The organism is Hymenobacter sedentarius (assembly GCF_001507645.1).
GTDB classification, from domain to species: domain Bacteria; phylum Bacteroidota; class Bacteroidia; order Cytophagales; family Hymenobacteraceae; genus Hymenobacter; species Hymenobacter sedentarius.
Window position 1 is genome coordinate 3,747,562 of sequence record NZ_CP013909.1, and the last position, 13,866, is coordinate 3,761,427.

The 13,866-nt window shown below is 57.9% G+C and carries 12 protein-coding genes; 8 read left to right on the forward strand and 4 right to left on the reverse strand.

The window, feature by feature from the left end; all coding sequences use genetic code 11:
- Window positions 1-3: 3 nt before the first annotated feature.
- The 4 genes from AUC43_RS15460 to AUC43_RS15475 all read right to left on the reverse strand — a co-directional run bounded on the left by AUC43_RS15460 (window position 4) and on the right by AUC43_RS15475 (window position 7,643).
- Window positions 4-3,237 (reverse strand): hypothetical protein, encoded by a 3,234-nt coding sequence (locus tag AUC43_RS15460; RefSeq protein WP_068195612.1) that lies wholly within the window; start codon window positions 3,235-3,237, stop codon window positions 4-6.
- Complete coding sequence (locus AUC43_RS15465; RefSeq protein WP_068195615.1) at window positions 3,221-4,102, reverse strand: DUF4007 family protein; 882 nt, start codon at window positions 4,100-4,102, stop codon at window positions 3,221-3,223. Before AUC43_RS15465 ends, AUC43_RS15460 begins: the two co-directional genes overlap by 17 nt.
- 271 nt (window positions 4,103-4,373) lie before the next feature.
- Window positions 4,374-5,672, reverse strand: a complete 1,299-nt coding sequence (locus tag AUC43_RS15470; protein ID WP_068195621.1) for a hypothetical protein — start codon at window positions 5,670-5,672, stop codon at window positions 4,374-4,376.
- 429 nt (window positions 5,673-6,101) lie between these two features.
- On the reverse strand, window positions 6,102-7,643 hold the full coding sequence (locus tag AUC43_RS15475; RefSeq protein ID WP_068198729.1) for an aldehyde dehydrogenase family protein: 1,542 nt from the start codon (window positions 7,641-7,643) through the stop codon (window positions 6,102-6,104).
- A 202-nt stretch (window positions 7,644-7,845) separates the two neighbouring features.
- Here AUC43_RS15475 and AUC43_RS15480 point away from each other — a divergent pair, with 202 nt between their 5' ends.
- The 8 genes from AUC43_RS15480 to AUC43_RS15510 all read left to right on the forward strand — a co-directional run bounded on the left by AUC43_RS15480 (window position 7,846) and on the right by AUC43_RS15510 (window position 13,780).
- Complete coding sequence (locus tag AUC43_RS15480; protein WP_068195624.1) at window positions 7,846-8,037, forward strand: hypothetical protein; 192 nt, start codon at window positions 7,846-7,848, stop codon at window positions 8,035-8,037.
- A gap of 283 nt (window positions 8,038-8,320) precedes the next feature.
- Complete coding sequence (locus AUC43_RS21060) at window positions 8,321-8,410, forward strand: GTP cyclohydrolase I (protein ID WP_233254026.1); 90 nt, start codon at window positions 8,321-8,323, stop codon at window positions 8,408-8,410.
- Between the two features lie 84 nt (window positions 8,411-8,494).
- Window positions 8,495-8,833 carry a hypothetical protein gene (locus AUC43_RS15485; RefSeq protein ID WP_068195626.1) on the forward strand — a complete coding sequence of 113 codons (339 nt, stop codon included), beginning with the start codon at window positions 8,495-8,497 and terminating at the stop codon, window positions 8,831-8,833.
- A gap of 13 nt (window positions 8,834-8,846) precedes the next feature.
- Window positions 8,847-9,284 carry a DUF2231 domain-containing protein gene (locus AUC43_RS15490; RefSeq protein ID WP_068195631.1) on the forward strand — a complete coding sequence of 146 codons (438 nt, stop codon included), beginning with the start codon at window positions 8,847-8,849 and terminating at the stop codon, window positions 9,282-9,284.
- The gene (locus tag AUC43_RS15495) at window positions 9,274-9,957 is read left to right on the forward strand and encodes a sigma-70 family RNA polymerase sigma factor (protein ID WP_071885938.1); all 684 of its coding nucleotides are present in this window, start codon (window positions 9,274-9,276) and stop codon (window positions 9,955-9,957) included. Before AUC43_RS15490 ends, AUC43_RS15495 begins: the two co-directional genes overlap by 11 nt.
- 95 nt (window positions 9,958-10,052) lie before the next feature.
- The gene (locus AUC43_RS15500) at window positions 10,053-11,660 is read left to right on the forward strand and encodes an FAD-dependent oxidoreductase (RefSeq protein WP_071885939.1); all 1,608 of its coding nucleotides are present in this window, start codon (window positions 10,053-10,055) and stop codon (window positions 11,658-11,660) included.
- On the forward strand, window positions 11,657-12,388 hold the full coding sequence (locus tag AUC43_RS15505; protein ID WP_068195634.1) for an SDR family NAD(P)-dependent oxidoreductase: 732 nt from the start codon (window positions 11,657-11,659) through the stop codon (window positions 12,386-12,388). Before AUC43_RS15500 ends, AUC43_RS15505 begins: the two co-directional genes overlap by 4 nt.
- Window positions 12,389-12,442: 54 nt before the next feature.
- Window positions 12,443-13,780 carry a family 1 glycosylhydrolase gene (locus tag AUC43_RS15510; protein WP_068198732.1) on the forward strand — a complete coding sequence of 446 codons (1,338 nt, stop codon included), beginning with the start codon at window positions 12,443-12,445 and terminating at the stop codon, window positions 13,778-13,780.
- The last annotated feature ends 86 nt before the right edge of the window (window positions 13,781-13,866 follow it).

Below are 13,866 nucleotides of genomic sequence, written 5' to 3' on the forward strand. Positions count from 1 at the left end.
CTATTATAATTGTTCCTGTAGTAGGCGGGCCAGAATTGCGAGGCTACGGGCTTTGTCTGCGCCTAGTAGTGTGCGTATTTCATTTTCTACAGCTACATCTGCAGCGCTGAGTTGCTTTGGGCGTCGAATGATACGTGTTTGTTCTTTCTTGCCGAACGCTGCGATGCCCAACCGGAAAATGTCCTCTGTATCAGAGTCAGGGTTGGCCTTCGCTAGCTCACACAAATTGTCCAGCTCATGGATGCGCTGCTGAAACTCGTCTTGGAATCTACGTTCGTCTGAGTCCTCAAAGCTGGTCAAGCTCTTACCAAGAATGCAAGTTGACATTGAGTTAAGCCACGATTCTCGGTCATCCAGTTTCGACGTTACTCGGTCCTGAAATACGCGGAGGTCGGCCGGTACTCGGTGTTTTTCCAGTCCCTTAAAACGTTCCTGCAGCCGCCGTTTATAGTGGTCAAAATCTACTGTTTTACCCACTACCTGGCTGCTGATGAAGGCATCCAAGCGAGTTAGTAAAGCCGGATATGCTTGGCGTAGGCGCGCAATATTTTCCTGCAGTGTTTTTACATACTGCTCCCGCGTTGCCGCGTCGCGCTGCAACTCAGGTAGGTTGAAACCTAGTGCTCCAGGAAACTTCTCAAAAAAAGCGGCTTCCGGGTCTTTCGCTGTGGAAATGCTCTCGCGCAGGCGCTGGGTGGCCACTGGCAAATTTCGGGTATGTTGCGCATACGCCGGCAATTGCTTGTAGAAGGTCAGAAATGGCTTGATTGACTCGATAAAAGCCGCATTGGATACCCGTTCAGTTGTGCCTAACTGAAGCAGTTCCCGATAGTCATTGAACAACGCCAACTTTTCAGGCAGCAGCGCGAAGGCCTTTACCGTGTACAGTGTTGGGCTTTTAGTGAAGAGGTCTACAACTTCTAAACGCAGTTCGGGAATGTACTTGCCTTGCTCACCGTACAGCGCAAAATCGTGACGCTTCATGAATAAAAACACCGGCACCCAGAAATCTACAAATCCCTGTTTTAGCTTGAGCGGCTTGCGTAGCAGCTCCTGCATCAGTTCCGAAATTTTCAAGGGTCCTTCTTGAGACCGCTGCAAGAACACTTCACCTACCTGCCATAGAGCTTGGAAAGAAGCATCAGTGGGAGGAGTCAGAGCATACTCACCGTTAACAATCTGGTGCATCCCTGTCTCCTTTAGGAGCGAGAGGTAGATAGTTTTTTCGGGTGGAAAATTCTTGGCCGGGAATCCTAGATCAGGGTACTGCCAGTTTTCAAACAGGGCCCGCATGAAGCTCTTGCGGGCCGTTGCGATAGGTGAAGAAAGCTTGGTTTTATTAACCAGTTCACTATAGTAGGTTGGTGTGGCAGTGTAGACGTGGTCGGCAATATTGGACAGGCAACGGTTGAAATCCCGTCGGCCTTTAAAATTAAGTTGGGCCGGTCCATTCGTGTACCACGTAATTGCACCGTCTTGAGCATACAGGCTGTCAATTACATAGTGCCGAAGCAATGCTATTTGGTGTTCAAGAATGCTGTTTAATTCGCGCTTAGCAACCTTGTCATTTAGGTTCTCATCACGCACTTTGCGCACTTTATCGATCTCGCGAATCAGCTTTTTAATCTCCCCTGACCGCTCGTATATTCCATAAAGCACAGCATCTTTTCGGTCTCCAACTGTCAACTTTAGCTTATCCAGCGTGAGCGAGTCCGAAAAAATTAGATTTACAAACCCATCTACTTCACCCTTGGGTTCCTCCAACAGGGCCTCCTCGGTCATCCTTACCTCGAAGATGCGAGGTGTGCCCTTCTCAAAAGACAATTGCTTAGCTGCGATGTAGGGGAAGCTGAAAAACTCCCGTAGTCGCGTGGCCACATCAGTTACCTGCTCTACCAAGTTGCCGGCCTCATCAATTGCCAACTCAATATCTAGGTCGGTGCCTTCAAACAGGATGTAGCTGTTTTTGTGTGGCACTAGCCGAACCAGCTTTTGCTGTTCCAGCACTTGCAGCACCGGCACGATCGTAGGCACGGCCAAGCTGATTTGCGCGTAAGTTTCCAAAAAATCTGCGCTAATTTCTGCCCCGGCTGGCGCAAAAATGGACAGCATTCCAATGGATTTCACCAGTTGGTTAGCTGTTTCCAGTTCAGCTTGGTTTCCGATATGCTTTTCCAACTGCTCAAGCGTGGTCCGAATAATAGCCCACTGCGCAAAATGAGGGTTGTACTTGGACGTGAGCAAAGAATAGTAATGGAAGCTGAGGTAGTCGTATACCCGACTTAGGCTGAAATAAGTGCCGCGGGCCGCATGTTGCTGTAAACCTAAATAGTCATTCGAGCGCAGAAAGGTGAACAGAGACCGTTCGTTCTGCCCATATCGCTGCAAGGCTTGAACCAACACGGCCGCCGACAGCAAGTCCATTGGCCATAACTGCTGCTGCATTTCCGGCGAGAAATAGTCGCGCAACGGAAACGCCTGGGCCTTCGCAATGGCCTTAAACAATCGGCTGTTCATAGCGGCCTCTGGTGCCGTGTCCTGCTGCGTAGTCCCGAGCTGCTGAGCTGCCAGATATAGCAGCTGCTCCACTGGCTCGTTAAACGTCAGTTCTTTCAGCCGCCCCTTCACCTTCTCCCATTCCTGCCGTTGGGTGCGCGTCAATTCCAGTGCGTAGCCGCTAACGTCCTGGTGAACGGTTGTTAGCAACAAAATATCCTTGCGCGAGTCGTTGATGTACTCCGCCAGCTCTTGGATGAAGTAGAGTTCTTCTTCAGGATTCTCTTTCGCAGCGTATTCCAGAAACTTACCAAACTCATCAACCACCAGCACCAACGCCAACTTCTTTTTAGCTAGACGGCGGTACTCTTCATCAAGTGCGGCAATGATGGTAGGAGTAGGTGTGTCGGCAGTAGCTCCTACCACGTAGTGCTGCGCCAGGGTTTGTTTTAAGGAAGCGTATTGGCCCACAAAATGCTCAAAGTGGAAACCCTTGATATTTTTAAAGCCAGCTTCCAGCCGAAAATACTCGTGCTGCTTGCTTAACGTTTGCTGGAAAGCCCACAGAAATGCTGATTTCCCCGTGCCATAGGCACCCACGATGTTGAAGCAGTGGATGCCTGAGAGATAGTTGTTGACTAGCTGCCCAAAAACCGTTTGCGCATTTGGTGTGGGCAGATACGATAACTCCTGTGCGGCATCGCGGACGATGTTAATGGAAGGGCTAAACGGTCTGTCCATAGTATTCTTGTAGAACCTCAATGAGGTTGATTTGGTCTTTTTTGATAGTTAGCACCCGGTTGCCGGCCGTGCTCGAATAGACGATGGCCGTAGGATAGTATGCCATCATTTCCTCAATCTTGTAAAACAGTCCTTTCTCGTTTAAGGCAAACACCAATCCCGGCGAATCAGGCGCAACTTCGAGGTCGGTAAAGCTGATGGTTTCGCCATAAGCTTCGTTTTCTAAGATTACCCGTAGCACTACTTGCCAAGGCAGTTCAGGCCGTTCTAGGTTCTCGATGCTGTAGCGAGTGTCATCATTCTTGGTTATCAACAACAGGCCTAAGTCTTGCAAAAGGCCCGTAGATTCTTCCTCAATGTCCACCTTGCCTGACTCCTTACCCGAGGGCGCGTAAGCACGCACGAATACCTTAATATCAGAGTCTAACGTATTCTCATTTACCGGGCTACCACGTTCCGAACACTTGCGGTTAATAAAGTGCTCTAGCTGAGTTCGACTAAATGAAAAACCTTCCTTGCGCAGCTCGTTGAAGATATAGTGATAAAGCGAGGCCCGGCCCGTGCTTACTAGCAAGTAGTGCAGATACCAAAGGGTGGCGTTATCCTCAATATATGGGTCAAATCCATCTTGGCTAAACAATTCGTGGGCTACTTGCTTGGGCGTGTCGTTTTCGTCGGTCAACCCGAACGCCCGCAGCCAATAGCGAATAGCCGTGACCATGTTTTTCCCGACCCCCAACTTAACCACAGCGTCTTCGTCGGTGAAGCTGCCCCCGGTTTGAATGAAGTCATAGCCCTTCTTCAACCAGTTGTTTCTACAGATAAAAGTATCGTGACCCTGAAATATTAACCGGTCTAATAACATAGCAGTGTTTTTTAATGCTAAGGTAGCTGTAAGCAGGCCTAAGCAGATACGACCACTAAGGTTTTGAGCAAATAAAGTTGGCTAAACAGCACTTGAAAACCCATCTGTCTATCATTTTGCTAACGTACCTAGTTGGCCTACAACTGAGTTAATCAAGTCGCCAGCCTTAGGCAGTAATTCATGCATTTGTAGGCAGGCCGGGTCTGAATAGCATGTCGCCCTAACCCTACTTTGTTCAGCTCATCTAGTCCAAGTACTACAGAGTCCAGCCTCAACTCGAACCCTCCTTCGACAGCTCTTTGGTCTTGCTGACCAGATGGCTGCCCGTGATGGCCATGTACCCACCGAGCACCTTGGCATCGGTGCTGCCAATCATTTCCAGTATTTCCGGCACCGAGAAGCCTTGTGTGAACGCATTCGTGATGAAGCTGCGCCGGCCACAATGGGCACTCAACAGCTTCCACTTCGGCTCCTTGAACTGCACCGCCTCCTTCAGCTTGTGACGATAGTAGTAGACGTCGTTGTCCAGTCCCAGTTTATGGGCGAGTGCTTTGATGGCCTCGTTCAGCTTCTGCAACGCCACAATGTTCAGGTCGCCGTTGTAACGGTCCATGATGGCCTTGATGCGGTCGTTCATCGGCACCTTGGCGTTGCCCCTATTCTTCTGCGTGACGATCGTGAGCAAGCCGTTCTGCACCACCATCTGCTTACTGCGGATGATGTCGCTCCAACGGAAGCCGGTGAGGCAGCTGAACACGAACACGTCGCGGTACTTCTGCATCTGCGGGGTCAATCCCTCGGCGTGGTAAAAGAGGTCCACCTCCTCCTGCGTGAGGTAGACGATTTCCTTTTCCTCGTGGTACACCCGCCACTTTCGGTAGGCTTGGTGGGGATGAATGGCGTGCTCGACCTCGCTCCACCGCAGGAAGGATTTGAGTTCCTTGATGCGCTTGCCGAAGACGTTGTTGTAGCCGCCTCGAATGTCAAGAAAATACTTGGCCAGCTTGGCGTACATAGCGCCGTCCATCTTGTCATAAGACAATTCTCCTCCGTACCACGTTTGGAACTCGGCGACGATCCGGACGAACAACTCCTTGTCCTTTTTGGTCGAGGCCGCGTCGTGCACCGAGCCCTTCGAGTAGAGCACCAACAGCTCCTGAAAGCGGTTTCTTTCGGAGCTTACAACCGTAACCTTACGACTTACTTTCGTAACAACCGGGGCGAGCGATACTGCTTCAATCACCGGCACTGGAACGACTGCGGCAACGGGCGCTGGAGGGAGAACACCATTGAGTAGGCCCCTAACTTTTTCTATGGTAGGATCTTGGCCTTGCAGCAGTAATGTTCTGGCCGCCGTCATGATGCCCGCCTTGCGTTGCTCAATAATGGCGTTCATCAGGTCGCAGTCGTCATGTGACCGTCGGACACATCCGGCGTCTTCGTCAAACAGCTCGGGTCGGATAGAGAGTCCGGTTCGTACCGCAAAGTACTGATGCTTGTGGGTGTATCGCACGCTGATGGTGCACTCTTTATTACGAGCCGGGGTCCGTAAGTACGCGCTGGTTTTCATTAAATTGTGCTATTTAGTACAATCCGAAGATAGCGCGTTCTGCGACTCTTTTAGCAGCGCAAATAGTGCTGCTTTTTGTAGCGCATTGGAACACTCAGAAGGCTAGAGAACAGCCCAAAAAGGCACTTTTCGAGCAGAGTCGAGTCCCGTCCAGACCGCTACCGTTTGCAAGAAAGCGCCCTGTACTCAATGAGTTACAGGGCGCTTTTCGTTTGGAAGTATGTATTGAATGCTCGAGAACAGTTCGAGGTTGCTCCTTTCCTCTAAATTCATCCAAGCACGGGGATTATGCCCGACCGCGGCCAGGGTGCAAGAGGCCCATTCTGCGGCGTGAACGCGGTGAGCAGAAGCATAAGAGCAAGGGTTAAGAAGCGGCAAAACACCAGGCAAATGCCGGAGCGGGTATGGCCGTACCCTTTACCGCTGGGGTCAAGTCTTTTCGGGCAGCAACAGCGCGTCCTCGAAGTTGCCCAGCAGCGGTTTGTCACCGTTCGTTACCGCTTCTACCAGCAGGGGGCCGCCGACGAAAGCCCCTTTCCACGACTCGCCCAAACCACCGAACAGCTCCTCGCGGTCGCCGCGGGAGCGCATGCGGTTGATGCCGACTTTGAAAGCCCGCACTTCCCTGGCCGTGCGCCCGGCCCACTTGAGGTCGTCGGAAGCAAGGGCAGATACCAAGGCCCCGTTGCTGATATTCATCTCGCCGACCAACTCCTCGGTCCGGTCCACGAGCACAATCGAATCAATGGGGCCAAAAGGCTCTTTGAAGTACAGCTCGCTTTGGCGGGGCAGGTTGACGAGGGCACGGGGCGCCCGGTAAGCGGAGCGGTCCTGGCCGGGGAGGAACAGCTCGTCGTTGAGGTGGCATTCGAGCAGCGGCGTGGCCCCGGTTTTGAGTGCGTTGTCGTATAGCCGGTCCAGGTCCTGGGCCTGCGCCGCGTTGATGACCGGGCCAAAGGCCAGGTCCGGCAGTTGGTCCTCGGCATGCTTGACCAGGGTCGGGTTGCCCACTTGCAGGCCGTGCAGCACCGTCCAGTACGTTTCCAGAAACGGCGGGAACAGGCGGCGCTCCACCACGAAGCGGACGTAGGCCGTGCAGCGCTGCTTGCCGTAGTCGTAGCTCTTTTTGAGCTGGTCGGCCAGCCCGTTCCAGTCCGAAAAATTCCAGATGCCGTAGGCGTTCACGCCTTCCATTTCCAGCATGTAGCGCTTCTGGTGCTGGGCCAGCGCGTCGGCGATGTTGCGGCCGTTGTAGCGCCCGCCCACAAAGCTGAGGCAGTCTACGGCATCGTTTTTCACGAGCACGTCGCTTAGCTCGCCGCCCGAGCCACTGACCAGCGTGACGGGCAAGCCGCAGCGCCGGGCCAGGGCATAGGCCAGGCTCAGGGAGATAAAGCCGCCGTCGGTGGGGGTCTTGGCAATGCTGGCGTTGCCGCACAGCACCTGCACCAATACCGCATGCAGCAGCACCGAAAACGGGTAGTTCCAGCTGGCGATGTTGCTCACCAGCCCCAGGGGCGTACGCGCGCCAAGCATGCGCTCGATGTTGTCCACGTACCACTGCAAGCCGTCGATGCAGCGGTCAATGTCTACGAACCCGAGCTTGTAGGTTTTGCCAATTTCCCACATCAGCAGCTTGGCGATGAGGTCGGTGTTTGTGCGGAGCAGGGCGAGGCAGTCCTGCACCTTGGCGCGCCGCTCGTCGAGGCCAGTGGCGGCCCACGCGGCGGCTTCGCCTTTGGCATAGCGCACGGCACGCAAGGCCGTGGCCTGGTCGAGCATGGGCAAGGCCCCGAGGGTAGTGCCATCGACGGGCGACACAAAGGGCCGGGGCGTGCCGGGCTCCTGCCAGCGGCCTTCCAGCAGGTTGAGGAAGGACGTGCCGTCGGCCGCGAAGATTTCGGGGGCGGCCTGTTTGGTTTGCTTCAGCAGCAAGCCGAATTCAACCGCGGGAGCAATGATTTTGGGCATGATTTCATGGAATGAGGCAGCCAACGCCGCCATGAAATAAGGAGCACTTCCGCGCCCGTACCTGTCTTTCTTAAAGTTATGGTAAAGCGTTGGTTACGCAAATCAAGGGGCCTGTTTTAGCTCCCGCGGCGCGGCGAAGTTCGGGCGGCCCGGAATGGGCACCTGCAGCAAAGGGCTGCAGCCAAAGGGCTTTTTGAACGCCATGGAAAAGTGCAACAAGTTCGAAAAGCCGACCTCCGGGTACACCTCCTTCTTCCACAACCGGCTCAACAAAGGCGGGCACTTTGCCGCCTGGCAACAGTCCGAACTCTTCTCCGGTGAAATGCGGGCAGCCTTCAAGTCCCAGCGCAAACCAACCGCCCAGGAAACGGCCAAAAACCAGTGGGGCCGCTAAGGCAGGCCCGCCCGGCATGGTGGCTGGTGTGCTGGGCGGGCCGAAGTTGCGCAATAACCGCACGTTCGCAGTGGGTAACTTCTTCCTGTAACTGCTGAAATTGTAAGAGTTGCTTATCGGGGAGCTGACTGGCCAGGCTGCCGGCCGCCCGGTTGCGCAGGCGCTCCAACTGCAACTCATAGCGCGTTCTCATCCAAGCCAGCACATCGTCGGGGCTTAAGGTCGACGGCCGAATTGTAACTACACCCGCCGCCCGCAGGTGCTTGAGCACCTAACCCGCTAGGTGGCCGAGGAGCTCAAGCAGAGCCTGGGCACCGACGACGTGGCCGTGCTCATCGAAGCCGACCACCTCTGCGTGAGGAGCCGCCTTTGAGCCTAAAATTATTTTCAGTGCCTGTGTAAGGATAAGGGCCGGGTGGCACTCCAATGAGCAATACACCCTTCAACTCTTTTACTCATGTTGTACGCAAGCATTGCCCTGTTCGTGCTCGCGGCCGTCTTCGGCGCGACGATTCTCATCACCTGGCTCAACAAGAAAAACGCGCCCCGGGCCGTGGTGTACACCCACGGGCTGCTGGCGGTGTCCGGGTTGCTGGTACTGCTGTATTACGCCTTCACCCATCCCACGGCCTACCCCAAGCTGGCCATCGGCTTGTTCATTATTACGGCCCTGGGCGGCATTTACATGTTTCTCGTGAGCGGCCCAGACAAAGCCAAGCCCATTCCGATTGGCGGGCTGCACGCGCTGCTGGCCGTGAGCAGCCTCGTGACGTTGCTCGTGTTCGTCTTCGGCTAAGCTACCCCGGGCCATGAAACTGAACTACCACCCGCCCCACCTGATGCTGGTGCACTTCCCGGCGGCGCTGCTGCCCATGGACCTGGTGTGCGCCGCCTTGGGCTGGTACACCCACCACACTGCCTTCACCGCGGCCGCGTACTACGCCCTGGCGGGTGGCGTGGGGGCCGGTTGGCTGGCCCTGGTGTTTGGGTTTGTGGACCTGACCCGAATTCCAGCGGAGCGGACGGCCGCCCACCGCACGGCCTTATGGCACGCCGGCCTCAACACGCTGGTGCTCATGGGTTATTCCGTACTTTTCTTTCTGCAATGGCGGCAGTCGGCGCTGGCCCTGGCCACTGGCCTGCTACTGTTCGGCAAAGCCGCCCTGCTGCTGGCCCTGGTGGTTGGTAATTACCTGGGCGCGCAGCTTGTCTTAAAATACCGGCTTGGTACCATCGATGAAAACTGATGCACCCACTTCCACCCCCTCCCGGGCCCACCCGGCCGCTGGCGCGCCCACCGACGCGGAGCTGATTGCCCGCATCCTGGCCGGGCAAAAGGACTGCTTTGAGCTGATAATCCGGCGCTACAACGGGGCGCTCTACAAAGTAGGCCGCTCCTACGGCTTGGCCCACGCCACGGTGCAGGACCTGATGCAGGACACCTACGTGGCCGCCTACCAGGCCCTGGGCAAGTTTGAAGCGCGGGCTACCCTCAAAACCTGGCTGATTCGCATCATGCTCAACCACTGCTACCAGTGGAGCCGGAAAGCCGCTCATCAGCCCCAACCCGCCGCTGCCATGCCCCCTACAAACGAAGCCCCCGATACCCCACAAAGCCCTTCCACTGACGGGCAACAGGAAATTCTCAACCGCGAGCTGGGCACGGTGCTCGAGCACTGCATCCAGGCCCTGCCGCCCGACTACCGGATGGTGTTTGTGCTGCGCGAGCTGGAAGGGCTCAGCAGCCAGGAAACCGCCCAGGCCATCGACATCACGGAAACCAACGTGAACGCACGCCTGAGCCGGGCCAAGGTGCAGCTGCGCAAGCAGCTGGAAAGCTGGTATCCGCGGGCCAGCGTGTACGAGTTCAACCTTATTTACTGCGACGAGATGGTGGCCCGGGTTTTCCGGCACATCTAAACACGGCGCCAGGCGCCCGGTTGCTTAGCTAGTGGCTCGGGCTTGTTCCGGCTGGCTGCTTTGTGTTCGACCCTTTTCTAACACGTTGCTTTGTTATGGAAGCTCCCTTGCTCTCCGGTCCCGATTTTGGGGTAACCGGGATTGCACTTACGGACCTGGCCGAGGGCGCCCTGGTTCGCGGGCACGCCTTCGGCGAGCCGGTGCTGCTGGTACGGCAGGGCGAGGAGCTGCTGGCCATTGGCGCGCGGTGCACCCACTTTGGGGCGCCGTTGGAAAAGGGCCTGCTCGTGGGCGACACGGTGCGCTGCCCCTGGCACCATGCCTGTTTCAGCTTGCGCACCGGAGCGGCCCTGCGGGCACCGGCCCTCAACCCGCTGCCCTGCTGGACGGTAGAGCGCCGCGACGGGCGGGCCTACGTAACGGGCAAGCAGGAACGCGACCCGCTGGCCCCTTCGCCCATGACAGCCGTGCCGGCCGGCCACCCCAAGACCATTGTAATCATTGGGGCCGGTGGGGCGGGCAACGCGGCGGCGGAAATGCTGCGCCGCGAAGGCTACCAGGGCCGCCTCACGCTGCTCGACAGCGAAGCGGACGTGCCCTACGACCGCACAAACCTTTCCAAAAGCTTTTCCCCGGATGACGAGCAACACATTGCCCTGCGGCCGCCAGGCTTTTATGCCGAACACGGCATTGAGCTGGTGCAAGGCGAAGTAACCTCGCTGGACGTGGCGGGCCGCCGCGTGCTGCTGGCTGATGGCTCCGCGCAAGCCTATGAGGCGCTGCTGCTGGCCACCGGGGCCGAGCCCGTGCAGCTGGACATTCCCGGCCACAACCGGCCCCACGTGCACGTGCTGCGTTCCCTGGCCGACCACCGCGCGATTATGAGCGGGGCCGCTGCTGCCCGGCGCGCCGTGGTGCTGGGGGCCAGCTTTATTGGGCTGGAAGTAGCGGCCGCGCTGCTGGCCCTGGGGCTGGAAGTGCACGTGGTGGCCCCCGACAAAGCCCCGCTGACCAAAATCCTGGGCCCGGAGTTGGGTGCCATGGTGCAGGCGCTGCACGAGGAAAAAGGCATCGTGTTTCATTTGCAGCAAACGGCCGCCGCCATCGAGCCGGAGGCGGTTGTGCTCCAGAGCGGCGAGCGGCTGCTGGCCGACCTGGTGGTGGCTGGCATTGGGGTGCGTCCCCGGCTGGCACTGGCCGAGGCCGCCGGCCTGGCCCTGGACCGCGGCGTGCTGGTAGACGAATACCTGCAAACCAGCGTGCCGGGCATCTACGCCGCCGGCGACATTGCCCGTTGGCCCGACCCGCACACTGGCCAGCGCATCCGGGTGGAGCACTGGGTGGTGGCGCAGCGCCAGGGCCAGACGGCGGCCCGCAACCTGCTGGGCCAGCGGCAGCGGTTCGACGCGGTGCCCTTCTTCTGGAGCAAGCACTACAACCTGTCGATTCGCTACACCGGCCACGCGGAGAAATGGGACGAGCTGGTGGTGGACGGCCCGCTGGCGCAGCGGGCCGGAAGCGTGGCCTACGTCCGGCAGGGCCAGACCTTGGCCGTGGCCAGCGTAAAGCGCGACCTGGATAACCTGCGGGCCGAAGTGGCGCTGGAAAACCACGACGAAGCTGCCCTCACGCAACTCTTACACAGGCCCTTGGAACCGGCGCCAGCACTGCCGGCTCCCTCATTGCCTACGCAGAAGCCATGAAACGATTTGAAAACAAGGTCTGCATCATCACCGGCGGCAGCTCCGGCATCGGCAAAGCGACGTCGCTGCAAATGGCGGCCGAAGGCGGCAAGGTGGCCATTCTGAGCCGTTCTCGGGACGAAGGGCAGGCCGTGGTGGCCGAAATCAGCGAGGCAGGCGGGCAGGCCGTGTTCCTGCAAACCGACGTGGGCCAGCCCGAGCAAGTAAAGGCCGCGGTGGACGAGGTGCTAAACAAGTGGCAGCGGGTGGATGTGCTGGTGAACGACGCGGCCATAATGACTTTTAAACCCCTGACCGAGCTAGCGGTGGAAGAGTGGGACCAGGTGCTGGCCGTCAACCTGCGGGCGGTGTTTCTGCTGTGCAAGTACTGCATCCCCCACATGGAGCAGGGGGCCATCGTCAACGTCAGCTCGGTGCACGCCCACGAAACCACGCCCAATGTGATTCCTTACGCTGCCAGCAAGGGCGCCATGGAGGCCTTCACCCGGGGCGTGAGCCGGGAGTACGACATCGGGAAGGTCCGCATCAACAACGTGGCCCCCGGCGCGGTGGATACGCCCATGCTCTGGGAAAACCCCAACGTGAAAAGCGGCCAGGAAAAAGTGGAAGGCGCCGTGGGCCGCCCCGAGGACATTGCCGAGGTGATTTGCTTTCTGGCCTCCTCGCAAGCCGCCTTTGTGAACGGCACCACCGTGGTGGCCGACGGCGGCCGGCTCAACATTTTGTAGCGCTGCACGCCGGGCCGCCCGCAGCTGCTTTTCTTAAAAAAAGCTTTGATTACCATGGCCACTTCCTTTTTAACCGCAATAAAAAAGCACTTTGGCGACGGCCATTACCCCGGCGACGAATACGGCGGGGCCGGCGGCACCGTGGGCAGTGGCTTGCCGAGCGGCTCGCCTGGCAACTTCATGTTTGCCACGGGCATTGAGTGCTCGTACCCCACCATCGACCACGGCCGGACGCGCCGCGACTTGCTGGCCGAATGCGACCACTACAACCGCTACCAGGAAGACCTGGGGCTGGTAAGGGAAATGGGGCTGAAGGTGCTGCGCTACGGCCTGCCCTACTACCGCATCCAGCGGGGCCCGAACGACTACGACTGGGAATTTGCCGACCTGGCCATGGCCGAGATGCAGCGGCTGGGCATCACGCCCATTCTGGACCTGATGCACTTTGGCGTGCCCGACTGGCTGGGCAATTTCCAGAACCCGGAGCTGCCCGTGCACTTTGCCCACTACTGCGGGGCTGTGGCCGAGCGCTACCCCTGGGTGCGCTACTACACACCGGTCAACGAGATTTACGTCTCGGCCAAGCTCAGCGCCATGGACGGGCTCTGGAACGAGCAGCTGCGCGACGAACGGGCCTTTGTAACGGCCCTTAAAAACCTGGTGGCTGCCAGCATCATGGGCAACCAGCAGATTGCCCTCCACCGCCCCGATTGCGTGATTGTGCAAAGCGAGTCGGCCGAGTATACGCACGAGCTACGGACCGAGCGCACCCCGCGCATTCAGCTCGACAACAAGCTGCGCTTCCTGGCCCTGGACCTGCTCTACGCCCACCACCCCGACGGGGAAGTGGCGCGGTTCGTGCGCGACAACGGCCTCACCGACAAAGAGTACGACTGGTTTATGGCCGGCGAGCCGCCCGGCTACCAGATTATGGGCAACGACTACTACGGCCGCAACGAGCGCATCATCCTGCCCTACGGCGATGTCATCACCAGCATGGACGTAATGGGGTGGTATCACATCACCTATGAATACTTCCGGCGCTACTCCAAGCCCGTGATGCACACCGAAACCAACACGTTTGATGCCGCGGATGCCCCCGTCTGGCTGTGGAAGCAGTGGGTAAACGTGCTGCAGATGCGCAAGTCCGGCGTGCCCGTGCTGGGCTTCACCTGGTATTCGCTGATTGACAAGGTGGACTGGAACATTGGCTTGTCCCGCAAAGAAGGCACCGTCAATGCCTGCGGCCTTTTTGACCTGAACCGCAAGCCGCGGCCCGTCGCCGAGGCCTACCGCCAACTGCTGCAGGAGTACGGCCAGATTACCATTGTACCCCACGGCGAGCTGTTCGAGCAAACCACCCGTTCGGCCACGCTTAAGGTGGAGATTTAATCAACTGGAAGCGGCAAGGCCGGTGGCCAGACCCCGTTCCGTTCAAATCTGCGCGACGTCTTTTCCCTTGCCCAGTTATCCATTCC